The sequence below is a fragment of the Pseudomonas sp. Root401 genome (assembly GCF_001425105.1).
GTDB classification, from domain to species: domain Bacteria; phylum Pseudomonadota; class Gammaproteobacteria; order Pseudomonadales; family Pseudomonadaceae; genus Aquipseudomonas; species Aquipseudomonas brassicacearum.
Genome location: NZ_LMDO01000015.1, coordinates 53,741 through 77,210, shown reverse-complemented (window position 1 = coordinate 77,210; position 23,470 = coordinate 53,741). Strand labels below are relative to the sequence as shown.

The following is a 23,470-nucleotide window of genomic DNA, read 5'->3' as shown; positions in this document are numbered from 1 at the left end:
ATGACGCGTGCACGCTCTCTCCTCAGCCTGGGTAGCTGAACGGCACAGCACCATTGCTTAAAAGCGTTGCGTTGAAACGACTCAAATCGAAACGGTTACCGTACTTCGCGCACGCATCGGAATGAAGCTTGCGGATCGTCGCGAGCCCTACTTGATAGCCCGCTGCTTGAGCGGGAACCGCTAGATAACGATCGATTTCGGCGGCAGCGTCGTCCGTGTCGAGCCCGGCCGTCTTCTCCAAAAAGGTTATACCTTGGTTGCGCGTCCATCCCTTGGCGTGCAGTCCGGTGTCCGCGACGACACGCGCAGCCCGTAACTGCTCGGTTCTGATGTGCGAATTTTCGCCACTGACCGCGTCTGTATACAACTGGAGCGTTGATGCGAGCCCTTCAGCATAAGTCGCCCAGCCCTCGATAAAGGTGTTGAATAGACTTAATTGGAGTAGCACCGGCAGTGCATGGTTCTGCCTCGCGACGCAGAACTGCAAGTGGTGTCCAGGTACCGTCTCGTGAAAAGCTACCACCTCCAGAAAACTGATAGGCATTTGTCGAACCTTCGCCGCGTTGACCCAGAAAATGGCCGGCGTTTTTTTTCCCGCAGGGGTGTACTTGGCAAACGGTGCCGAAGCCTCTAGCGCCGGTGGTATTGCTTTGAATGACAGATCTTCAAGATTCACGCCCTTGACGCAATCATCTGCCAGCGCGCGTGCCCGTTCGTTGAGTTCTTCCAGGTAGCTCAATAGGGCCTGCGTAAAATCAAACGATTCCAGGCTTCGCCCAGAGCGGCGCAGCAAGTAGCTTTCCGTCGTTTCAGCGTCCAAAAAATTAGCTGAAGACCGTGCCAACCGGTGATTGATTGCTTCTATCTGTTCCAGCCCGAATTGGTGAAGCAACGTACCATCGAGGCTATTGGCCTGATAGCGCAGGGCATTTTGGTAGTACTGGCTTCCACCGGGAAGATCAAGGACCGAATAGACAGGCGCATGGTCCGAAGAAAGAAAGCGCTCCACCGTATCGATAGCCACTGAATACGCCGGGTAAATGGATGATTTCAGGACGGATTCAGCATGGTTCAAAAAAGACAGCCGGCTATCAACTGTAATTGCTTCACAAAGCTTAAGTTTATGCTCGAACGAGGCGTACAAAGGGTGCAAGTTGAAGGGTGAGGAAATATAACATTTCAATGTGTCGACGGCTCTAGCCAAAATGGTGTCAGGCGCATACCAGCCCTGTTTCCGATCATGCTCGAATTTGTCCACTACACTCGCAATCATGTGACTCAGCGACGTCAATCGCTGTACGTAAAAAATCGCATCTGCTTCGCTCGTCACCGCAAAACTGTTGGCCAATGCTTCAGGTATATCAATGAGGGGGCCGTTGATCTGATTAATGATGAAGGGTATATGACCTGCCCAAGTATCAATGTATCCAACCGGCGCATCTGTGTACCCGGCGAAGATATCGAGTTGCGAGGACAGTGCTTGCAAGCGGATTTTCCAATCGGCTTCTATTCCTGGTTCGATCTGCTTCCGTATAGCGCTGGCCATGCTGCGCATCTCGGACCGCAACGCCGTCTCGCAAGCGACAGTGTAGTCTTCGACTTTCGAGGCTGACGCCGCGCGCTCACTTGCCTCGTAAAGATCGTAAAATAAAGCTGTGCTCGGCCGATATTCAAGATATTTTGCCAACGATCGCTGGCCTATTTCGTGCAGCAAACTTCCTTGTACAAGAGCGTTCATCCCGATACCTGTGGCCGTTATTTTATCGTGGGTTCACATTGAATTTCAAAATTCACGGAGTTAGCCAAAAAGCACTCGTGATGCGCTTCGTCATGCAGTTTAATCGCCAGTTCCTTGTCGGAAGTCGGCGTCACCTCAACGTGTGGATGCAGTATCACCTTGGTGAAGTGGCCTTTACGCGTAGGATGTTCATCCACCATGTAGCCTACCGCTTTATCAACATAGCTGGTCACAACAATGTTGTTGACGGCGCACAAATGCAGATACCACAGTTTATGGCACGCCGAAATTGATGCGACCAGCAGGTCCTCGGGATTCCACTTCGCAGGATCTCCCAGGAACGCAGGGTCAGACGATCCTTGCAAAACAGGTTTTCCCTGGGATATGGCAGTAAAATCGCGACCATAAGCTTTATAGGCAGAGGTGCCCGTTCCGCGATTCCCGGTCCAGGAAATTTCGACTTCGTAATGATGTTCACTCATGTGTGGCGCTCTTGTCGGTCAAAATTTTGAATTGGCTGAAGGCCGTTTGAAAAAAAGCTTCTTCGTCTGAGTTTTTAAATTTGGAAATAAAATAAGCCGGGCGATCATAGTAGCCAGTCGCCGGATTGATGTCATCCCCCTCTTTGACCCCGATTTTATGCTCCAACAGTGTTTCGATAAACGCATCACTTAATGGCGAGACCGAGGCGATCCGGCCTGCCGAAACCGTTGAGAATTTAACGGCCGTCACTTGAGCATGCGTGCGATTGATATAAGGCAGTGTGCCAAAACACAAAAAGTCGGCGTACTCAAGAAATACCTTATTGCCCGACGAATACTCAATAAGCTTGGTGATGAAATCCCCCCCAAAGCGGCTATGGAGCTCAATGATTTCCAAGCAGCCATCGACAATCTTGAATTCGACGTGGAACGGGCAGATGGACATCCCAAGCGACTGGAAAATTTCTTTCAGAGCAGGATGCAGCCAAGGCAACAAGCGATGGTTGCTGTCAAAACGATGGCCGGTTTCGACAAAGTATGGCTGCTCCGTTGTTTCTTTTTCGGTCACGCCATAAATATGAATCTCATTATCAAGCAGCAGCCCTTCGACGCTAAATTCCGCCCCTGGCAAAAAACTTTCAACGATCAGTTCACAGCCGTTCGCGTACGCATTGTTCTGCAGCCGCTTCGAATAATCGGCAACGTCCGCGATCTCCTTTATCAGCTGCACGCCGATGCTGCCCGTCAAGCTCACCGGTTTGACGATCACGGGAAGATCGAATCGAGCAAGCACATCCGGTAATTGACTAATGGAGCTTTTTGCAAATTGAACCTTCGTCAAACCTGACTCGGCCAAGGCAACGCGCATCGCGTGTTTATCGACCGAATTCTTCTCCACCTTGGCCCCATGCCCGCGCATGGAAAGTTGATCTCTGACTTGGGACGCAGGCATTAACCCAAGCTCGGCCAATGAAATCAAATTATCCAACCGCAGATCAACGGATAGCGCTTGGATACAATCGACCGCATACGAGTCGCACGCGACGAAATGGAGATTGGAAGGCAGCACGAATTCTTTCACGGTCGAAATGCGGGCGTCGGTATCGATAAGAAAAACGTGCCCATTGAAATGTGAAAGCTGTGTCGTGATTTGCTTCAAAATGTCCAAGTTATAAGGTAGCTGAAGGATACCGAGCCGTGTCATCTGCGCCTGCCTTTTTAGTGAACGCTAATAGCGAAATCGAAAATATGAAAGCCAAAATTCCTACGCCGAACGCCAGGCCCCAACCTGAATTGATCCCATAGACTGCAGCCAGACCTGTGGTGGTACTGATCGACAGGATTTTCCCGAGCGTCAGTACTACTGGGATCAACGAAAACAGTTTCGCGCGGTACCGCACAGGGGCGTTTTTGGAAATGAACACACTCATATACGTAGCGCCCAGTATCTCTCCGATACTCCATAGCACGACCAGTGCCAATACCGGATACAGACTGCCGAAAAAATAATGAATGCCGAATCCAAAACCGTAAAACAGCGCCGCTATTCCCATATTCATAATGGGGTCGATGGCCGACGTGACCTTGACCACATATTTGGTCAGCAGCAATACAATCGCAGCGTTGACTATACCGATGGTGCCGAACAGGACCGAACTTGAATCCTTATTTAAACTGTCCAGCCAGACCGGCAATTGGTATTCACGCTGAGCATCGAGGAACGCCAAACCAAAAAACAGGATGAAACTACAAACGATTATCGCGGGTAGGGTGCCGGCCTCTACTGGCATGGAGGCGACACTGCCCGACATAGACGAGCTTGTAACTGGTTTGAGCAGCAACGCAGTACACAAAAAACTCAAAGCACTTAGGACGGTAAAAAAGTACAACGGATACTGGGCTCCACGTGCCAAGAGGAAGCCGCCGACAATAAAAACAACGGCAATCCCGATATTGTTCGCCAAGTACAGATTGCCGAACGAACTTTCGCGATTTGACTCGTCAACGCTGTTGGACAGATAGTTGCTCAATACCGGATTCGCTGCCCCAGCCATGATGGCAAAAAGTGAAATAGCGGTAAATGTAACCGTCGCCGGAAGTCCTAGTGAGCCAATAATCATGGCCAACAGGGAGCAAAAAGAGAATAACAGCAACAACGAGCGCGATTGAAACTTGTCTCCCAAGTACCCGCCTGCCAGATTACCGACCAAGTAGCTCACCGATAATATGGTCACCATCGTCGCCAATGCACTGGCGTCGAAGTCATAACGTTTGCTGACGAAGAGTGCTGAAAACGGAATTACGAAATTGCTGGCGGTAAACAATAATTTGACAATACATATTCGCATGGCGTTGGTCATGGTTTTTCCTCAAGCGGAGCCAGCCAGTCCGCCACCATCGACGACCAGCCCTTCTCCGGTAATAAACGATGAGTCATCGGACGCCAGAAACAAAACGGCGTTGGCTATTTCACTAGGCAGGCCGGCTCGACCTAAGGGGCGGGACACAGCGGCATCGACCAGCGAATTTTTTTCGAGTCCCAGTTGCTCAGCTTCGTTGAACAACATGGGCGTGAGCGTATCGCCAGGGCAAATGCAATTGACGCGGATATTATCGGCACCATGATCAATCGCCATCGCTTTGGTCAGGAGTACCACGCCGCCTTTCGATGCACAGTAGCTTGCCGCCTTGGCGCCACCAACCAAGCCCCATCCGGACGCGGTGTTAACGATATTGCCCCCGCCTTGACGTTGCATGTGAGGAATCGAAAATTTTGACATGAGGAAGATGGATCTCAAGTTGACATTGATTACCTGATCCCATTCTTCAACCGTCGTATCCACCACCGAAGCACGCCGGGTAATGCCTGCGTTATTAAACAACACATCGATGCGGCCATATTTCTGGATAATATTCTCGATCAACCCCCGACACTGTTCCGCGTCTGCAACATCCACGGCATAGGCTGATGATTCTGTTCCGGCGTCAATAAGCGTTTGCAAAAGATTTTCATCAATAACTTTATCAACCAACACGACATGTGCGCGCTCGGCCACAAAGGCTCGTGCGGTGGCGGCTCCGATACCGCCATTGCCGCCGGTAATCACTACTACACGGTCATCAAATCGCGAACGCATGCTCGATCTCTTCTTCTGCATATAAAATGTCGGCAGTATTTCCGAAGGCGAACGACTCCCGATGATCGAACGCCATATTGATGACTCGTCGGCGCGAGGAGTTATCAGAGATAGGGGTGACTCGATGCAGGTTTTCACCAGCATTCAATATGTAACAATCGCCGGCTTCCAGATGCACGCTTTTGATAAGGTCATGACGCTTGGCAAAATTTAATCCCAAGTCCACTTGCTTGTACGGATCGATGGCCAAGTGGCCGCACAGTTCTTTCCATTTTGATACATATTCAACACACCCACCGCTGCCGGCGGCGGGTGCATCCAGAACGATGATCAGCGCATAGGTTGGATCGTCCAGATGCCATCCGTGCGTCTGCCCCCGGCCATCAAGATAATTCGCGACAATGCATTCTTCCTGATGTTTGACGGTATACAGTTTATTTTGCGTCAGCAGCGACAGGACTGTCTGCAACTGGTGGTGCACATATAAACTCGGGATAAAAATCGTGTTTTTCAGAATTTTTTTGCCGCCTGCCACCGATAACACCCGTGGCGTTTCATATCCTGCCATGACGAAGTCACGTTTCGTACTTAAGTCATGCAATTTGAACGTTTCGTCGTTCAGAAGACTGAAGACGTCTTTGGATAAAAAATTCCGTAAGGTTAAATAACCATCTTGTTGGAACTGAATGCTTAGCTTTTGCAAATAATTTTTATCGAGGTACGTTGGCTCCACCACGTCGGCGAGCACTAGTGATTCCATCATTGATCAATCCCTGTTCGCATAATAGATTCAAGCCAACTCAAGATGCGCGCTTGCTTCTTGATGATGGGACGCGGCGTCATGTTTTTTCATATCTGCCAGGATGCCGTCCCACAAAGCAATACGCGCACTGATTGCTTGTTGCGCTGCCTGCAACGCAGCAGCTTCGGCATGCTCGTCGATGATCAGGTCCGACAAAATCTTCATCGCTGCCGGCCCGTGCTCGTCGCCGTCCAGATCAATATGCCGTTGCAGATAATGAACAAATCGTGGAGCCGATTCTTTTTTCAGGCCCCATTGATCAAGTAGCGCCTGGAACATCTGTGGAATGGCATCCTCTCGACCGTAAAAGAAGCTACTCGCGGCTTCTTCGGCACGACCATCGAGTGCGGTAGCTATCGTTTGGCGAACGAATTTAATGACGTAACTCGGAACGTCGGCTAATTCGAGGGCCCGCTCCAGATCCGTTCCGCTGCGGTAATGTTGCTCAAATAGGTCGAATTTGTGTCTCGAACAGCCCATGTCGGCCATGGCCGCCAAATACATATCAAAGTGGCTGGCAGGTAGACCGTCGTCTCCCAGGTCACTTTCCTCGCCCAAGATGATTTCGTTGATAAAACGCGCCTTTTTGGCATCCTCCGGCGTGAACCACGGCAAACGGGTGCAAGTAAGCTCAATTTGCAAGCGTTTCGCCAGGCTCATGAAGTCCCAAACAGCGAATACGTGGGATTCCATGAAAATTTTCAGATGAGCTGGAGTTTTGATGTAGTTGTAAATTTCGTGGTTTTCGAGTGTTGTTTGCAGCTGATTCAGTTGTTGTTTGAACATATGCACGTCCTTTTCAATTGGTTTCGACAGCGATCGGCTGATCGGTAGGCGTGGTATTTTGTTGAGCGGTTTTGGCTTCGATTTCGCTATCACCTTTGCCAGTGAAATCACGGTACATACGCTTCAGCACTTTAGGTGTCGGAATTAAAAGAGCGGTATCATTTCGATATTGCTGCCAGGATTCGCCAATCATTGCCAGACCTCGCAGGTCCTGATGATAAGTACCTAAGTAGAGATAGATGGTGGCGCCGATTGCCAGGAACAACGTGTCCAGGGTCATTACAGGGTGAGTCCAGAACAGCAGGATTAAACACGTGTGATGCGGAAACCGAATGTATTTTTTTATACCCTGTTGGCGAACACGATAATACGCTGGCATTTGTTCATTTTTAAGCCTTGCCGCAACTTGGCGAACACCCAACCATTGCCAGAAAGACGTAGTGTATTTAAAGCAAAAAAAGAAGAAAAAGAGCGACGCCGCCAGCGAAATGGTCATAAGGTGAAACGGAATGCTCCCTGGCGTCAGGTAGAAAATGTACACACCCGATGGCGCCCAAAAATGGAAAGCCAGCAAGAGTGTAATGACGGACATGATGCTGTAGCTTATGTTCCAGCTCCAAGCGGGTAATATGGCGTTGTATCCGCGCACCAAAACCTTTGTCGTCAACACGGTATGTTGCAATCCGTAGGCGAGCATTATTAGAAGATCCACCATCCACCAAGTCATTATTTCTATCCTTAATTAATCGTGTAGCGAGTCAGTTTGGGTTTTGGGGCGAATTGCATAAATGGGTCATTCGCCACATTCAAGCGCACCGTTATTTTATAATTCGGAAATTCTTTTGCTAATTTCAAGTGCACCTCGTCGATTATTTGATCGCTGCCCAGTGCAATCAGGTCGATGTTAATGCTTTGCTCGGTTTTAGAGCAGGTTGCAACGTAGTTGAAAACAGGTTGTTCTAAGCTGTAAATTAACTCTTCCAATCGGGCGGAACAGGGGTAGCCTTCTTGCAGGTTCACAATGCGGCCCAACGGTTTGAACTTGAACGGGTGATTTTTTTTGACCGTTACTTCAAACACATCGTTGGTGTTATAACGTTTTATGGGTAGCAACCCACCTTTAAGCCAAGTTACATGCAGCTCTCCCTTGACCATATATTCTTCGGGGTTCGCTATCGTGACCTCACCGTCGACGATTTCAAAGATAAAATCTTCGTGGAAGGGGAGGTATTGTCCGTTACCGATTCCATACATCAAGCTAGCTGTTTCGCTGCCACCGTATACGAAAGCGACGACCTTACAATCCGCACCCAGAATTTTCTTAAAATTTGCTTCGCAGGCCTCTGTGATCAGTTCCCCGGTCAATAGCACCTTGTTGAGCTTTAACTCCACGCCCTCGTCAAGCTTCTTGATCTCGTATAATATTTTCAAAGCCAGGGATGGCGTGGTCATGATGGTAGTGATTTCATACCTCACCAAAACATCACGGATGCGGCGATAATCACAGATACCCTCGATCGGGAAGACTTTGACGTAACCGACTTCGAGTTTTTTCAAGGCAAATGTAGTGGCCTCGATAAACGGGCTCAACATGCCTGGATGAATGATTGCAACTCTGTCCTGCTTTTTTTTTAGCAGTCTGGAGTACGCGTACATCTGGTTCTGCGTATTCCACCTAAGCTCGATATTGCCGCGTGGTGTTTGAAGCGGTTTGCCTGTTGTTCCCGAGGTTTCGCTGAATAACACCGCATTCTCTAGAAACGAGTCGCGATGCTCGTCGGCATAATCAATCAGGTCACTTTTTTTCTGAATGGGAATATCTTGAAGCATATTCTCCAGATCAACTTCATCGAAATGATTCTGAGGATGATTTTTCCCTTCCTCGTTCGTTGAAGCTAAAAATTCAGCGGCTTTCCTTCGGTTTGCCGTGATGACTAAATGCATAACATCCCTTACTTGATTGTCCGTGATCCTGGGCCAGAAGATGTCATTCCATAGTTTTAATCGCAACTATCAAAACTATTAGTTTTTCTGCTGCCTGCTCTGTAGGAACTCGTTCGAGGGGGCATGGCCGGACGTTGCACAAAATAGGGCGTAGTGGCGTCAAGACGACGAAGGCGGGGTAGTTTAAGAGTGCTTTGAAATAGCCGGATGTTTCGGGGTTTGCCTGGTGCTGCTTGAAGGGAATGCCGTGGCCCGGTAGCTGCGCCACGTTCGGCCTGTTCGGCCGGGGCCCAGGGTCTACGGTGCTGTTGCTCGAGCCTCGGTGAAAGCTGATGGCGGGGGATCAAAAGCTGGGGCAGTTGACCCCAGCATTTATTCAGAGGCAGCGATCGCGTGCTGCCTGTTTGCACATAAATGCGCGCCCTCGTCAAATCAGGCCGGCGATAGCTGCCTGGATTTTGATCTTGGGCGCTCCGTTAAGCCGCTGGCTGAGCCTCGCGGGTTGCGGTTATTTCTGCACGACTTCAGCCAACGGCGCCTTGGGTTTCATCAGGCTGAAGTCTATCAAAGCCTTGCGCGGGGTTTGATACGGGTCGCCGATGAGCAGCGGACGGGGCTTGAAATCATCGCTGACCAGGCTCTTGCTGTGGTCCAGCTCATCAAAACTCAAGCCAGCCATGTCCGCCCAGGTGTGAATCAGGTGCGAGCTACTGTAGGGGCGCGACAGGTCGCCGGCAAAGTTCCAGTCATGGCTTTCGCGCCACTTGGGCGAGGCCCAGGCCATGAAGGGGATGGTGTACATCGGCGCGGTCGGCTTGCCTTCGTTACGGCCCAGGGTGCCGTGGCCCGAGGAGTCGAACACGTCTTCACCATGGTCCGACAGGTACAGCAGGAAGCCGTTGGGGTCGGTCTTGGCGTAGTCCTTGATCAGGCTGGACACGACGAAGTCGTTGTACAGCACCGCGTTATCGTAGCTGTTGTAGGTCGGGACCTGATCATCACGCAGGCCCGCCGGTACGCCTTGGCGGTCGGTGAACTTGTTGAAGGTCGGCGGATACCGGTACTGGTAGCTCATGTGGGTGCCGAGCAGGTGTACCACGATCAGCTTGCGCGGGGCGCTGTCGGCCAGGGCCTTGTTGAATGGCTCGATCACGTCGCCATCGTACTGCGCGGCATTCTGGTTGCGGTTGTTGTTCAGGTACACCTGCTCGTCGGCCTGTTGGGAAAAGGTCGTGAGCATGGTGTTGCGCTTGGTCATGGTCTGCTGGTTGGTGATCCAGAAGGTCTTGTAGCCGGCCTGTTTCATCATGCTGACCAGCGACGGAGTGCTCAGGTACAGATCCGGGTTCTGTTCGTCGGCGAACGTCAGCACCTGCTGCAGCGCTTCGATGGTGTAGGGGCGCGGGGTGATGACGTTATCGAACACCGACAGCTGGCCCTTGAGCTTGTCCAGCTCCGGCGTGGTTTCCCGCGGGTAACCGTAGAGGCTCATGCGTTGGCGGTTGGTGGATTCGCCGATCACCAGCACCAGGGTTGCCGGCTCGTTGGCCATGGCATCCTTGAGGTTGCGCAAGGGGGCGATCTTGCTGGCGCTGTGGAGCATGCCTTGCATGTTCTCCAACTGCTCACCATAGCGACGATACGCCACCAGCATCTGCCACGGCACCGCCGGCTCGATGCGATCTTCGAATTTCTCCAGGCCACCGGCAAAGCTGCCGGTACGCTGGGTCTGCTTGATCAGCGGATAACCGACCACGGCCAAGACAATGGCGAATGCTGCGACCATGGCCTGGCCCCGGGGCAGGTACACCGGGCGCAGGCGGGTCCAGAGCCAATAGCCGACGGCGGTGTGGGCCAGGAACGCCGCCACCATCCACCAGGCAAAATACTGTGTCAGGTATTCGCCGGCTTCAGACACGTTCGATTCGAACATGATGAAGATGACGCTCTGGGAAAATTCTTGCTGATAAATGAAGAAGTAGCCGAGGCTGGCCATGGAGCAGGCCCACAGCACCACGCCGATCAAGGCAGCGAGCACGCGCGTGCGGGCGGGGAAGAGCAGCATGGGCGCCAACCACACCGCGCTCATCACGAACGCTTGGCGAAAGCCGGTAAAGCCGGAGGTGTCGCTCACCAGAATGAGCAGTTGGGTGATGCCAGAGAAGTACCAGAAGAACAGAAACAGCCAGCCAAACCCGGCCCAGTCGAAACCTTTCGCAGTCGTTTTGCTGCGTTTGAACAAACTCATCAAGCGCTCCAGCCTTTATCGACGACGCTGTCGGCACCGGATTGGTGACCGCAGGCATACGCCGAGCAACCTTAAAGGCGGGGAGTATCGCGAGTCGGTTGTGAAAAGTTTGTGAGTTTTTCGGATACAAAATGCAGGAAAGGGGATGAGCCGGTAGCGAGACAGGCAAAGAGGCGCCCCATCCTGGGGCGAGAGAGCTTGCGCCCGCTAGCCTGCGCCTGTAGGAGCTATGTAGGAGCTATGTAGGAGCTGTCGAGTGCAACGAGGCTGCGATCTTGCCCAGACAGTTAAGTCTCAGCGAAAGATCAAGATCAAAAGATCGCAGGCTTCGCCAGCTCCTACCCTCTGGGGCGGTTACCGAGCCAGGGACTGGCTCTGGTGGGGCAGCTGTGCGTGTTGCAACTGCATGCGCAGCTGCGTCACTTCATCAAGCAGTAGATCGCGTTCTTCCTTGAGTAGGCGCAATTCATCGCGACGAATGGTCACATAAAGGGTTTGGGGAGGACGTGCGGTAACGACAGGGCCCATTGCTCACCTCGCAAATGGCGTACATCAACTATAGAGATGTCGCCAGTATTTGGTCGACACCTCTACTATCGGCGCCGATTCTGATTTCTTTTGCTTGTGATTGGAACTTTTTTATTTTTCATGGTCGCTGTGTCTTCGGCCGGATCTTGAGCGTTATCCCTTGTGATCGCTCGAATTACCCGGAAACTATGCAGCAATGCTCTGGACTAACCTCCACGTGTCGTACGAGCTAAATTTTTGACTTACCTTTATTTGTAGTAGGGAGCATCAGCACATGCAACTCGGGATCATTGGACTGGGCCGCATGGGCGGCAATATTGCGCGGCGCCTGATGCTCAATGGGCACACCACCGTCGTCTATGACCGCAATGCCGCTTTTGTCGAAAACCTGCGTCAGGAAGGCGCCACGGGCGTCGCGGACCTGCCGGCACTGGTCGCCGGCCTGGAGAAACCACGGGCGGTCTGGGTCATGCTGCCGGCCGGCGCACCCACCGAAGACACCATCAACGTCCTCAGCGAACTGCTGGAGCCGGGTGATGTGATCATTGACGGCGGTAATACGTACTACAAGGACGACATCCGTCGCGCCCAGGCCCTGTCGGAAAAAGGCCTGAGCTACATCGATGTCGGCACCTCCGGCGGCGTTTGGGGCCTGGAACGCGGTTACTGCATGATGATTGGCGGCGATGCCGAAGTGGTGAAGCGCCTGGACCCGCTGTTCGACAGCCTGGCACCGGGCATGGGCGACATCCCGCGCACCCGTGACCGCAAATCCGACGATGACCGCGCCGAACGCGGCTACATCCACGCGGGCCCGGCCGGTTCGGGGCATTTTGTGAAGATGATCCACAACGGCATCGAATACGGAATGATGCAGGCCTTCGCCGAGGGCTTTGACATCCTCAAGACCAAATCCAGCGAAAGCCTGCCACTGGAGCAGCGCTTCGACCTGAACGTGGCCGATATCGCCGAAGTCTGGCGTCGCGGCAGCGTGGTGTCGTCCTGGTTGCTGGACTTGACCGCCGACGCGTTGGCCAGCGATCCGAAACTGGACGGTTTTTCCGGCGAAGTCGCCGACAGCGGTGAAGGGCGCTGGACCATCGAGGCTGCCATCGAGCAAGCGGTGCCGGTTCCGGTCCTGTCCAGTTCGTTGTTTGCCCGTTTCCGCTCGCGCCAGCAAAGCACGTACGGTGACAAAATGCTCTCGGCCATGCGCTTCGGCTTTGGCGGCCACGTGGAGGCGCCGAAAAAATGACCTCGATCGGCAGCAAATCCAAGGCAGAACCCGCGCCTCCGACCACGTTGTTTCTGTTCGGCGCCCATGGCGATCTGGTCAAGCGTCTGCTGATGCCGGCGCTTTACCACCTCAGTCGCGACGGTCTGCTGGGCGATGGGCTGCGCATCATCGGGGTTGACCACAACGCCATCAGCGATGTGGATTTTGCCAAGAAACTCGAGGATTTCATCCGTAACGAAGCGGCGAGCAAGGGCGGCGAGGCCGACCGGGCGCTCGATCCGGTGCTGTGGGCCAAGCTGGCCCGGGGCATCAGCTACGTCCAGGGTGATTTCCTCGATGAGAGCACCTACCAGGCGCTGGCGGCGAAAATCGCTGCCAGCGGCACCGGCAACGCGGTTTTCTACCTGGCGACCGCGCCGCGCTTTTTCAGTGAAGTGGTCAGCCGCCTCGGTGCGGCCGGGCTGCTTCAGGAGCAGGAGGGGGCCTTCCGGCGGGTGGTGATCGAAAAGCCGTTCGGCTCCGACCTGCACACCGCCGAAGCGCTGAATGCTTGCCTGCTCAAGGTCATGAGCGAGAAACAGATCTATCGCATCGACCATTACCTGGGCAAGGAAACGGTGCAGAACATTCTGGTCAGCCGTTTCTCCAACAGCCTGTTCGAGGCATTTTGGAACAACCACTACATCGACCACGTACAAATCACCGCCGCCGAAACCGTCGGCGTGGAAACCCGTGGCAGTTTTTATGAACACACCGGCGCCCTGCGGGACATGGTGCCCAATCATCTTTTCCAACTGCTGGCGATGGTGGCCATGGAGCCGCCAGCGGCGTTTGGCGCCGACGCAGTGCGTGGGGAAAAAGCCAAGGTCGTGGGGGCGATCCGGCCCTGGTCGGCGGAGCAGGCCCGGGCCAACTCGGTCCGCGGCCAGTACACTGCCGGTGAAGTCGGCGGCAAGGCGGTAAACGGTTATCGCCAGGAGGCCAACGTGGCGCCTGACAGCAGCACCGAGACCTACGTCGCCCTCAAGGTCATGATCGACAACTGGCGGTGGGTCGGCGTGCCGTTTTACCTGCGCACCGGCAAGCGCATGAGCGTGCGGGACACGGAGATCGTCATCTGCTTCAAGCCCGCGCCCTACGCGCAGTTTCGCGACACTGACGTCGACGAACTGCAACCTACGCACTTGAGAATCCAGATCCAGCCCAATGAAGGCATGTGGTTCGACCTGCTGGCCAAGCGGCCGGGGCCGGCACTCGACATGGCCAATATCGAATTGGGATTTGCCTACAAGGATTTCTTCGTAATGCAGCCGTCCACAGGTTACGAAACCCTGATCTACGATTGCCTGACCGGCGACCAGACGCTGTTCCAGCGCGCTGACAACATTGAGAACGGCTGGCGCGCCGTGCAGCCGTTCCTCGATGCCTGGCAGCAGGACGCGGCGGTCCAGCCCTACAAGGCCGGCGAAGATGGCCCGGCGGCCGCCGATGACTTGCTGACCCGCGACAGTCGCGTCTGGCACGATCTAGGATGAGTGATCTGGTGAAGCATCCCATCCGTTTCCTGCTCAGCGACATGGACGGCACATTGTTGTTGCCCGACCACAGCCTGAACCAGCGCACCATTGAGGCGGTTCGCTCATTGCGCGAGGCCGGTGTACTGTTCAGCCTCGCCACCGGGCGGCCGCCGCGGGCCATGTTGCAGCAGATCGAGGCCCTGGGTGTCGACCTGCCCACGGCGGCGTTCAATGGCGGCACGCTGGTTCATCCCGATGGCAGCTTTCTTGCCGTCCACTACCTGCCACCCGAGGCAGCGCTGGCCACTCTGGCCCTGTACGCCGATCAGCCTGGCATCGAAGTCTGGGTATTTGCCGATGGCGACTGGCTGGTGCGCGACGCCGACGGTCCGATGGTGCCGGTGGAGACGCGTGGCCTGGGCTACCCACCGGTAGAAGTCGAGAGTTTCGAGCCGTACCTGGAGCGGATCGACAAGATCGTCGCCACCAGCGCCAACACCGACCTGCTGGTGGAGCTGGAGGCGCGGTTGCATCCGCTGCTCAAGGGCCAGGCCCAGGTGTCGCGTTCGCAACCGATCTACCTGGATGTGACTGCGATGAAGGCCAACAAAGGGGAAGCACTGTCGACCCTGGCAGCCTTCCTTGATGTGCCATTGGAGCAGACGGCGGCCATGGGGGATGGTGGTAACGACCCGGCGATGTTCCATCGAGCGGGATTGTCGATTGCAATGGGGCAGGCGGAGGAGGCGATCCGGCGCCAAGCGGACGTCGTGACCGCCGCGGTTATCGACGACGGCGCGGCGCTGGCGATCGAACGCTACATCTTGCCGCGATAGGATGCCCTGGCCTTTGGTGGCAGGGGAATTCATTCTCACTGTGGGAGCAAAGCTTGCTCGCGAAACAGGCGCCTCGGTTCCTGATAGACCGTATCGCCTTCATCGCGGGCAAGCCTTGCTCCCACAGTGGGATCTCCTTGCCATCGATGTTCCAAGTTTTTTACAACCAGTAAGTCACCGCATACCAGCCCAAGCCACCCATTACCACGGTGTAGGGTATGGCCATCCAGACCATACGGCCATAGGACAGGCGAATCAGCGGGGCGATTGCCGAGGTCAGCAGGAACAGGAATGCAGCCTGGCCGTTGGGTGTGGCGACGCTCGGCAGGTTGGTGCCGGTGTTGATGGCCACCGCCAGGGTCTCGAACTGTTCGCGGCTCATGTGGCCGGAGATGAAGGCCTGTTTGACCTCGGTAATGTAGATGGTTGCCACGAACACGTTGTCGCTGATGGCCGACAGCAGGCCATTGGCAATGAACAGCATGCCGGGCTGCTGGTCGGCGGGCAGGCCCAGCACCCACTGGATCAGCGGCGTGAACAATTGCTGGTCGTGAATGACCGCCACCACCGCAAAGAACACCACCAGCAGCGCGGTGAACGGCATGGCGTCCTTGAACGCATTGCCAAGCCTGTGCTCGTCGGTGATGCCGGTGAAGGCCGTAATCAACACGATGACCATCAGGCCGATCAGGCCGACTTCGGCAATGTGCAGGGCCAGGCCCACGATCAGGATCAGCGCGGCAATGCCCTGGACGATCAGGGCGGCGCGTTGGCGTGAGGTGCGTTCACGATTGTCCTGCTCGGCATAATCGGCCAGCACGGCACGTACGTTGTCCGGGAGCAGCGTGCCGTAACCGAACCAGCGCAGTTTTTCCAGGGCTACGCAGGTCACCAGGCCGGCCACCAGCACCGGCAGCGACACCGGCGCGACTTTCAGGAAGAAGTCGACGAAATGCCAGTCCATCTCATGGCCGATCAGCAGGTTCTGTGGTTCGCCTACCAGAGTGCAGACGCCGCCCAGCGCGGTGCCTACGGCGCCATGCATCAGCAGACTGCGTAGAAACGCCCGAAACTGATTGAGATCTTCATGATGACTCGACGGCAGATCGTGGTCTTCATCGACATTGCTGTCCTGGCGCGGATCGTTGCCCGAAGCCACACGGTGATACACCGCATAGAAGCCGACCGCGGCGCTGATGATCACCGCGGTGACGGTCAATGCATCAAGGAACGCAGACAGGAACGCCGAGAGAAAGCAGAACATCAAGGACAGCAGCGCCTTGGAGCGCACGCCCAAAAGCAGGCGCGAGAACAGGAACAGCAGCAGGTCCTTCATGAAATAGATCCCGGCCACCATGAACATCAGCAGCAGGATCACCGGGAAGTTGTGCAGCAGCTCATCGTACAGCGCTTTGGGCGTGGTCATGCCCAGCGCAAGAGCCTCGACCATCAGCAGCCCACCAGGCATCAGCGGGTAGCATTTAAGAGCCATGGCGAGGGTGAAGATGAACTCCACCACCAGCATCCAGCCGGCAACGACCGGGCCCAGGGTCCACAGCACCACGGCGTTGAGGATCAGGAAGGTGATGATGCACGCTTTATACCAGCGCGGTGAGTGCCCCAGAAAGTTATGCGCAAAAGCCTGAGCCATTGAACCGGACATCGGCTGCTCCTTTTAATTAGAAGCGCGCAACTTGCCGTAAGAAATGAGGAATATCAAGCGTAAGAATAAATACCGTTCACCCGCGACAAAACGACTCAGGCCCAATACCGCGCAACCACCGCTCGATAATGCCCCTGGAGCGAATAACCGCCCACCAGAATTCTTCCATCAGCCTGCATAGCCAGGGTGGTGGCGGTGTCCAGGCTGTAGCCGAGTCGAGTGCGAACCCAGCCTTTGCCCTGACCGAAATCCGGGTCGAGACTGGCATCCGGCAGATGTCGGGCAAGTATGAAATCGGCCTCGATACCGCCGATGGTGGCGCCGGCGGTCACCAGTTTTCCGTCCGCTTGAAGCTGGGCGGCGGTCCACTGACTGGCATTGCGCCCGATCGCCATGAGCTGGCACTGGCCCTGGTTGCAATGACGGTCCGGCTTGCCGTCGGGGCGTACCTTCAGCGACAGGCTATGCATCGGATCGCGGCTGCTGCCGAACACCTGAAGATCACCGCTCGTATCCTGAACGATTTGGCTGACCATCACGCTGTGCCCCTGCGCCAGGATGGACAGGAAGCCATTTTCGCCGAAGCTGTCATCGAGTTTGCCGCTGCTGTCATAACGGGCAATCAAGCCATGCTGGGGCAAGTCGATGGCGCCGCCGACGACAATATGACCGTCAGCCTGGAGCAGCAGGCAGCCGAGCCAGGTATTTTTCAACAAGCGTCGGACCATCACGAAACCGCGACCGTTGAACGAAGGATCCAATGCCCCGTCGGGCAAGAGCCGGATCAGCACGCCGACATGATCGGAAAATTGATAGTGGTGGTTGGCGAGCACAAGGATCCGGCCATCGGCCTGTACTTGCATGTCGCAAGCCTCAAGCCCCGGCACGCCGGGCGGTAGCCAGGGGTCGCGCAGGCCTTGGGAGAGATTGCCGCAAAGCCTGATGATGTGTCGGCCGGCGTTGCCGAAGCTTTGAACGGCGCGGCCTTGCTGGTCGAACAGCGCCAGGGCGGGAAGGGTGTGGTCGTTGCTTTCGTAGTGCAGGCCGGACAGCAGGATATGCCCATCGGGCAACACGATCACCTTGCCTGCCGTCGCTTCGAAACCGTGTTCAAACGCGCCGATCACGTAGCCACGGGTACCGAAGTCCGGGTCAATCTCACCGTCGTGGTTGAGTCGCGCCAGCCCGAACCGACTGCCGTGGGCCGTCTCGACCCTGGCTGCAACCAGGATTTGTCCGGCGTGATCGAGGGTCAATCCGGTGGTCAGGCTCGAGGTACTGTCTTCGAAATGAACCCAGGCTTTGCCGTTGGTGGCAAAGCCTGGGTCAAGTTGGCCGGCGTGGGCCATGGCCCTGGGGGACACAAACGCGAACTGATCGAGCATGCCTGCCTCTCCTTGCGTGTCGAGCAGCCCGAAGGGGCGACGACTGCATGAGGGCAACATTCAATCCCTGAATGTGACAATGCACAACTGTCATGTTCTACGGATACAGCGGCGATTCGTGCCATAACGATGGCTTTACAACCCAGAGCCAAGCCTGCAATCGATAACAGGCTTTACCGGCGGTTATTCAGGCATCGACCAGGATTGCAATGTGTAGCCTTCCTGGCTCAGTTCATCCCGGGCCTGTTTCAACAGATCGGCCAGTTGGACCGGGTCGGTATAGGCGCTGCTTGGAATCTGGGTGCGGCCAATATGGGTATTGGTGCGGTCGACGACGGTCAGGCTAAGTTCACCGTTACCGTCTTGTGGAGCCCAGGCCACGCAGTGGAAAGGACGGAATGCGCGGTCGGCAATCAAAAGAGCTTCGTTGATACGGAGCGGGGCGTTCATGGCGTTTTCTCTTAAGTATGCCCAAACAAATGATGTGCCGTCGGTTGGGCGTACCGTGCGGCTGGTTACTTGTACTGATGTCCCGAACCCGCAAGCGGGTCACACATTATTTAAATAAATTTCGATTTTCTTTCAGACCAGGCTTTTGGACTTTTGTTTGAAAGCACCCTGAAACAAACAGACCTGCGCTAACTAACGAAGCGCTTGCTTATAACCAGTTTGACGCAATCTCGATAATCAATTGATACAAGGGAGCGTCAACTTCTTGCTACTGTTACATGCAGGTTTGCCAAACGCCTGTTTCTAATCATATTTCCTTATTTTGGCGCCAAGGATCAGTCATGATCGAAGCCAGTACGTCACGTCGTCTGCTCGTGGTTGATCCCTGCGATGATTGCCATCGCCTGTTGCCAGGTCTGCGCACCATTGGTTGGGATGTGGACAGTTGCGCCCTCGAACACGCCAGCGATCGGACGTGTGACGTTGGCCTTTTGCGGTTGCAGCCTTTTCACCTGGAGCGCCCGGAAGCGGTCAAGGAGCTGATCAGCCGTAGCGGCACCGAATGGATCGCTGTGCTCAACCAGGAAGTGTTGCGTCTGCAAAACGTCGGTGATTTTGTCTGCGAATGGTTTTTCGACTTCCATACCTTGCCGTTCGACGTATCCAGGGTCCAGGTGACACTGGGCCGGGCGTTTGGCATGGCGCGCCTGCGGGGGCAGGGTTCGATCCATATCGATCAGCCCGAACATCAACTACTGGGCGACAGCAAGCCGATTCGCGAACTGCGCAAATTGTTGAGCAAGTTGGCGCCCGCCGAGTCGCCGGTATTGATCCGGGGGGAGAGCGGTACCGGCAAGGAGCTGGTGGCGCGCACCCTGCATTGTCAGTCTCACCGGCGTAATAAGCCGTTCATCGCCATCAACTGCGGTGCCATCCCCGAGCACCTGATCCAATCCGAATTGTTCGGGCATGAGAAGGGCGCGTTCACCGGGGCTCACCAACGCAAGATCGGGCGGATCGAGGCGGCCCACGGCGGCACGTTGTTTCTCGATGAAATCGGCGACCTGCCGTTGGAGCTACAGGCCAATCTGCTGCGTTTCCTGCAGGAAAAACACATTGAGCGGGTCGGTGGCAGCCAGCCGATCGCGGTCGATGTGCGGGTCTTGGCGGCCACCCATGTGAACCTTGAGGCGGCCATCGAGCACAAGCGGTTTCGCGAGGACCTGTATTACCGCTTGAACGTGTTGCAAGTAGTGATGGCGCCGCTGCGCGAGCGTCATGGTGACCTGGCGATGCTGGCCAGCCACTTTTCCCATTTCTACAGCCAGGAAACCGGTCGCCGTCCCCGCAGCTTCAGCGAAGATGCCTTGGTGGCGATGGGCATGCATGATTGGCCCGGCAATGTGCGGGAACTGGCCAACCGCGTCCGGCGCGGTTTGGTGTTGGCCGAAGGGCGACAAATCGAAGCCCGCGACCTCGGCCTGGCCAGCCACCAGGGCGTCGCGGCGCCGATGGGGACGCTGGAAGACTACAAGACCCGCGCCGAGCGCCAGGCCTTGAGCGATGTACTCAACCGTCACAGCGACAACCTGAGCGTGGCCGCCAGGGTGCTGGGCGTGTCCCGGCCGACGTTCTATCGTCTGCTGCACAAGCATCAGATCCGCTGACTCAAGCCTGCGCACATCCCCTGTGGGAGCGAGCTTGCTCGCGATAGCGGTCTTTGATTCAGTATCAATGCTGACTGAAAGGGCCTCATCGCGAGCAAGCTGGCTCCCACAGTGGTTTTGCAGTGCCCTTGGGGTATGTGCTCATCACATACCCTTAAGAGCGTCAGAAGTAGTACGGGAATTTCAGGCTAAAGGTGAAGTCCGGCGCATCGTCGGTCAGCCCGATGGACAGGTTGGGCACGATGGTCAGGTTGTCGGACGCGGCGACGGTCATGCCGATGTTGAAATAGCCGGCGTTGGCGTCGCTGGAGACCACCGATTCCCAGTCGCCGCCGTCCTGTTTGAGCTTGCTTTTCTTTTGGATCAGGTCAGAAACCGAGAACGACATGCTCATCTTCTCGTTCAAGGCAAAGGCGATGCCCGCGCCGAGCTGGAAGCTGTCGCCGATCCGCACCTTGCCCGGGACCTTCTGGTTGACCGTGGAACTGATGTCATCGAACGATTCTTCGAAGTTATGGGTGTAGGAGAGGGTACCGAACAGCACCGCCGGGTCGAAGGTCTTGACCAGCGAAAGGCCGGGCGTGATCGACCATACACCGTTGCCGGTGGGCAGGTCGTCAGGCACGAACAGGTTGGTGTTGGCCTGGGATTGGCGCAGCTTGATGCCGAACGGGTCCTTGCCGGTGGGGGCCTTGACCCGCAGGGTGACCACCGCGTCCGGGGCGTTGACCGACTCATCCATGAACTTGTAGGCGATGCCGAAGTTGACGTCTCCGATCGTCGGGTCGCGGGTCACGGTTTCTTCGCTGGTGACGCCGGCTGCGCCGTTATTCGCGCCGCCTGACTGGTACGTGGATTCGCGGTAGATCACCGGGACGTTGAGGTCGAACTGCCAGCGGTTGTCGAAGTTATAACGGCCGGTGAGGTCTAGCGTCCACGTGTCGGCCTTGATCCGGTCGAGGTTGATGTTGCCCAGGAAAATCGAATCCAGGGCCAGGAAACCGTTGAGGATCAGTTGTCGTGTGTCGTAGCGCGAATAGGTCACGCCGGTCTCGAAACTGAATTTACCGCCGCCGAAGAAGCCGCTGGCCTCGTCATAGAGGTTGGAGACGCTCTGGGCCGGCTGGGAATCATCGGCCAGGGATTGGCCATAGCCGCTGCCGCCAGCCGTTGTCGCACCGCCGCCGGCCACAGTCTGGTTGCCTTTCAAGTCGGCCGGGGATTTGGCCAGGCGTTTGGGTGGTGGCGCGGCGGGTTGATCCTCCACTTGGCGAACCCGCTGTTCGAGCACCGCCAGGGCTTTTTGCTGGACCTCGTATCGTTGCTTGAGCTCAAGAAGTTCCTGTTTCAGTGTCTCGATGTCCGCATCCGGTGCCGCTTGCAATACGGTTACCGGGAACAACGTGCTTAAACACATCACCGCGCGCAACGATACGGATCGATACATGAAATATGCCGTCCCTAATTGCCTAATGGTCGCAAATCAGCGTAGTTCAATATCCGAGGTTTCGAAGACCACGTAACTGAGTCAGGTTGCAGTCCAATGCCCCGGCACTGGGGCCGTTGTTGTTCAGCACCACGTTGAGCTGCGTCATGTTGTTGACCAGGTTGCTGTTTCCCAGCAGACGGGTGTTTTGCAGCAAGCCGCCTTGGGCCACTTGTTGCAGGGAGTTGCCCTGGTTGTGGCTGGCCTGGATTGCCATTTGCACGCCGTTGCCGGTGGCGGTGACCGCGACACTGCCGGCGGCGTTGCTGCCGCTGATGGTCTGGCCCTTGGTCAGCAACTGGCCTTGGGAAGGCACGAGCGCCGGCGCCTGGTTGCTCTCTTTTACGTTGATGTTGACGTTGTTGTAGGCGCTGTTGCCGTCGCCAGCGGCGCGCACGCTCTGGGTCACGCCCTGGCTCGTGCCAAGGCCGGCGCCACCGGTAATGTTGCCGCTGCCCTGTTCGGGGGCGCTGCCGTTGCCGGTCTGCTTGATGGTGGAGACATAGAATTCGGGTTTGACGGTGGCGGCCTGGATCTGCATGGCGCTGGTGGCACCGATCAAGTCGCCGCTGGCGTTGCGCCAGGTACTGCTCATGACGATGCCGAAGCTGATGACTCGGCCGGGCATGACATAACGACCGCGCAGCTCGGCAAGCTCCTGGTCCTTGACTTCGATGGGTTTGAAGCCCGCATGGGCGTAGCCCGAGGCGGTCGCGAGCAGGCAGGCCAGCGACAGCCAGTGTGAGGTTTTCATGTGCTGCTCCCGGAGCGTCCTGCTCCTTTTTGTACTTATGTTGGCAGTTGGTCGGCGATTAAAAAAAGTCGCTCTGTATGAAGCCGAAATCCATCAGTTCCGCATCCCTGACCGGGTTGAAACCGTCCAGCTTGTTACGTGCTGTCAGTGGTTGGGGAGGGCTGCGTAGCGCATTTGTCTTGTCATAGCCCGGGCCGACGATCGCAAAGACGATGCCGTTCCAGCCTTTGACGAACTCATCATGGGCGTAGCGCTTGTGGCCCAGCACCGGGTCGCCGATGTAGACCCATTGCTTGTCGGCCCGCTGCAACACCACGAAGTGCTTGTAGCCGCGTATCTCCATCAGGACCACCACCGGAATCGTCACCGCTTCGAGTTTCTCTGGCGGTATCCGGTAGCCTCGGGCGCGCATGCCGATGGCTTCCACGTAGCGCTTCATGTCCAGCATGGAAAACCCTTGGGTACGAACCAGGTCCTGGTCGGCATTGACCAGCATGCCTTTGATGACGTGCTCTTCATCGACGTCAAGCCAATAGGCCTGGCGCAATACCGTGGCCAGCGCGGCGGCACCGCAACTGAAATCGGTTTTCTGCTCGACGATGTCGCTGAACTTGCGTTCGCGTACGCTTTGCACCGGTTTGTAGACCAGCATGCCGCCAGGCAGGGCGGCGACCGGCATCTGCGCTGCTTCGGCCACGCAGGCCAGGCAGAGCAGCAGGGAAACGGCAGTGACACGCATGATCAATACGCCTAGTGGGCATCCAGGAAAAAGCCCCCTGTGGGAGCGAGTCCGTGGGAGCAACGCTTGCT

21 protein-coding genes are annotated in these 23,470 nt (G+C 55.9%); 4 read left to right on the top strand and 17 right to left on the bottom strand.

The features are described from left to right. Positions 1 to 22: 22 nt before the first annotated feature. The 11 genes from ASC85_RS14595 to ASC85_RS32620 all read right to left on the bottom strand — a co-directional run bounded on the left by ASC85_RS14595 (position 23) and on the right by ASC85_RS32620 (position 11,665). A complete protein-coding gene (locus tag ASC85_RS14595; RefSeq protein WP_057449976.1) occupies positions 23 to 1,738 on the bottom strand; it encodes a DUF885 domain-containing protein in 1,716 nt (571 codons plus the stop codon). A gap of 17 nt (positions 1,739 to 1,755) precedes the next feature. Next, positions 1,756 to 2,220: an OsmC family protein gene (locus ASC85_RS14590; protein WP_057449975.1), complete on the bottom strand. Its 465-nt coding sequence runs from the start codon at positions 2,218 to 2,220 to the stop codon at positions 1,756 to 1,758. Then, positions 2,213 to 3,424, bottom strand: a complete 1,212-nt coding sequence (locus ASC85_RS14585; RefSeq protein WP_057449973.1) for an ATP-grasp domain-containing protein — start codon at positions 3,422 to 3,424, stop codon at positions 2,213 to 2,215. Before ASC85_RS14585 ends, ASC85_RS14590 begins: the two co-directional genes overlap by 8 nt. Next, complete coding sequence (locus ASC85_RS14580) at positions 3,390 to 4,580, bottom strand: MFS transporter (protein ID WP_057449971.1); 1,191 nt, start codon at positions 4,578 to 4,580, stop codon at positions 3,390 to 3,392. Before ASC85_RS14580 ends, ASC85_RS14585 begins: the two co-directional genes overlap by 35 nt. A 9-nt stretch (positions 4,581 to 4,589) precedes the next feature. Next, positions 4,590 to 5,357, bottom strand: a complete 768-nt coding sequence (locus tag ASC85_RS14575) for an SDR family NAD(P)-dependent oxidoreductase (RefSeq protein ID WP_057449969.1) — start codon at positions 5,355 to 5,357, stop codon at positions 4,590 to 4,592. Then, a complete protein-coding gene (locus tag ASC85_RS14570; protein ID WP_057449967.1) occupies positions 5,341 to 6,120 on the bottom strand; it encodes a HalD/BesD family halogenase in 780 nt (259 codons plus the stop codon). Before ASC85_RS14570 ends, ASC85_RS14575 begins: the two co-directional genes overlap by 17 nt. A gap of 27 nt (positions 6,121 to 6,147) precedes the next feature. After that, entirely contained in the window at positions 6,148 to 6,945 is a 798-nt protein-coding gene (locus ASC85_RS14565; protein WP_057449965.1) for a DUF3050 domain-containing protein, read from the bottom strand. Between the two features lie 13 nt (positions 6,946 to 6,958). Beyond that, a complete protein-coding gene (locus ASC85_RS14560) occupies positions 6,959 to 7,672 on the bottom strand; it encodes a hypothetical protein (protein ID WP_156395643.1) in 714 nt (237 codons plus the stop codon). 11 nt (positions 7,673 to 7,683) lie between these two features. Beyond that, positions 7,684 to 8,889, bottom strand: a complete 1,206-nt coding sequence (locus ASC85_RS14555; RefSeq protein WP_156395642.1) for an AMP-binding protein — start codon at positions 8,887 to 8,889, stop codon at positions 7,684 to 7,686. Positions 8,890 to 9,397: 508 nt separating this feature from the next. Continuing rightward, a complete protein-coding gene (locus ASC85_RS14550) occupies positions 9,398 to 11,137 on the bottom strand; it encodes a phosphoethanolamine transferase CptA (protein WP_057449959.1) in 1,740 nt (579 codons plus the stop codon). Between the two features lie 354 nt (positions 11,138 to 11,491). Then, positions 11,492 to 11,665 (bottom strand): DUF6026 family protein, encoded by a 174-nt coding sequence (locus ASC85_RS32620; protein WP_164488483.1) that lies wholly within the window; start codon positions 11,663 to 11,665, stop codon positions 11,492 to 11,494. Positions 11,666 to 11,915: 250 nt separating this feature from the next. Here ASC85_RS32620 and gnd point away from each other — a divergent pair, with 250 nt between their 5' ends. From gnd to ASC85_RS14535, 3 genes are read left to right on the top strand one after another with little or no spacing between them, the layout of a single operon-like run. Next, the gene (gnd, locus tag ASC85_RS14545) at positions 11,916 to 12,920 is read left to right on the top strand and encodes a phosphogluconate dehydrogenase (NAD(+)-dependent, decarboxylating) (protein WP_269085258.1); all 1,005 of its coding nucleotides are present in this window, start codon (positions 11,916 to 11,918) and stop codon (positions 12,918 to 12,920) included. Next, positions 12,917 to 14,437 (top strand): glucose-6-phosphate dehydrogenase, encoded by a 1,521-nt coding sequence (zwf, locus tag ASC85_RS14540; protein ID WP_057449955.1) that lies wholly within the window; start codon positions 12,917 to 12,919, stop codon positions 14,435 to 14,437. Before gnd ends, zwf begins: the two co-directional genes overlap by 4 nt. Continuing rightward, positions 14,434 to 15,255, top strand: a complete 822-nt coding sequence (locus ASC85_RS14535) for a Cof-type HAD-IIB family hydrolase (RefSeq protein ID WP_057449952.1) — start codon at positions 14,434 to 14,436, stop codon at positions 15,253 to 15,255. Before zwf ends, ASC85_RS14535 begins: the two co-directional genes overlap by 4 nt. A gap of 160 nt (positions 15,256 to 15,415) precedes the next feature. Here the strand turns inward: ASC85_RS14535 and nhaB are convergent, their stop codons facing one another. From nhaB to ASC85_RS14520, 3 genes are all read right to left on the bottom strand, one after another. Further along, entirely contained in the window at positions 15,416 to 16,918 is a 1,503-nt protein-coding gene (nhaB, locus tag ASC85_RS14530) for a sodium/proton antiporter NhaB (RefSeq protein ID WP_057449950.1), read from the bottom strand. Between the two features lie 95 nt (positions 16,919 to 17,013). Beyond that, complete coding sequence (locus ASC85_RS14525; protein ID WP_057449949.1) at positions 17,014 to 18,303, bottom strand: hypothetical protein; 1,290 nt, start codon at positions 18,301 to 18,303, stop codon at positions 17,014 to 17,016. A 183-nt stretch (positions 18,304 to 18,486) separates the two neighbouring features. Beyond that, positions 18,487 to 18,753 carry a hypothetical protein gene (locus ASC85_RS14520; protein WP_057449947.1) on the bottom strand — a complete coding sequence of 89 codons (267 nt, stop codon included), beginning with the start codon at positions 18,751 to 18,753 and terminating at the stop codon, positions 18,487 to 18,489. A 341-nt stretch (positions 18,754 to 19,094) separates the two neighbouring features. Between ASC85_RS14520 and ASC85_RS14515 the strand changes: the two genes are divergently transcribed. After that, entirely contained in the window at positions 19,095 to 20,420 is a 1,326-nt protein-coding gene (locus ASC85_RS14515) for a sigma-54 dependent transcriptional regulator (protein WP_057449945.1), read from the top strand. Positions 20,421 to 20,583: 163 nt separating this feature from the next. Here the strand turns inward: ASC85_RS14515 and ASC85_RS14510 are convergent, their stop codons facing one another. The 3 genes from ASC85_RS14510 to ASC85_RS14500 are packed head-to-tail and all read right to left on the bottom strand — an operon-like array spanning position 20,584 to position 23,399. Further along, positions 20,584 to 21,867, bottom strand: a complete 1,284-nt coding sequence (locus ASC85_RS14510) for a transporter (protein ID WP_057449943.1) — start codon at positions 21,865 to 21,867, stop codon at positions 20,584 to 20,586. A 46-nt stretch (positions 21,868 to 21,913) separates the two neighbouring features. Next, positions 21,914 to 22,660, bottom strand: coding sequence for a hypothetical protein (locus ASC85_RS14505; RefSeq protein ID WP_057449941.1), 747 nt, complete (start codon positions 22,658 to 22,660; stop codon positions 21,914 to 21,916). A 58-nt stretch (positions 22,661 to 22,718) separates the two neighbouring features. After that, on the bottom strand, positions 22,719 to 23,399 hold the full coding sequence (locus tag ASC85_RS14500; protein WP_057449939.1) for a C39 family peptidase: 681 nt from the start codon (positions 23,397 to 23,399) through the stop codon (positions 22,719 to 22,721). Between the last annotated feature and the right edge of the window lie 71 nt (positions 23,400 to 23,470).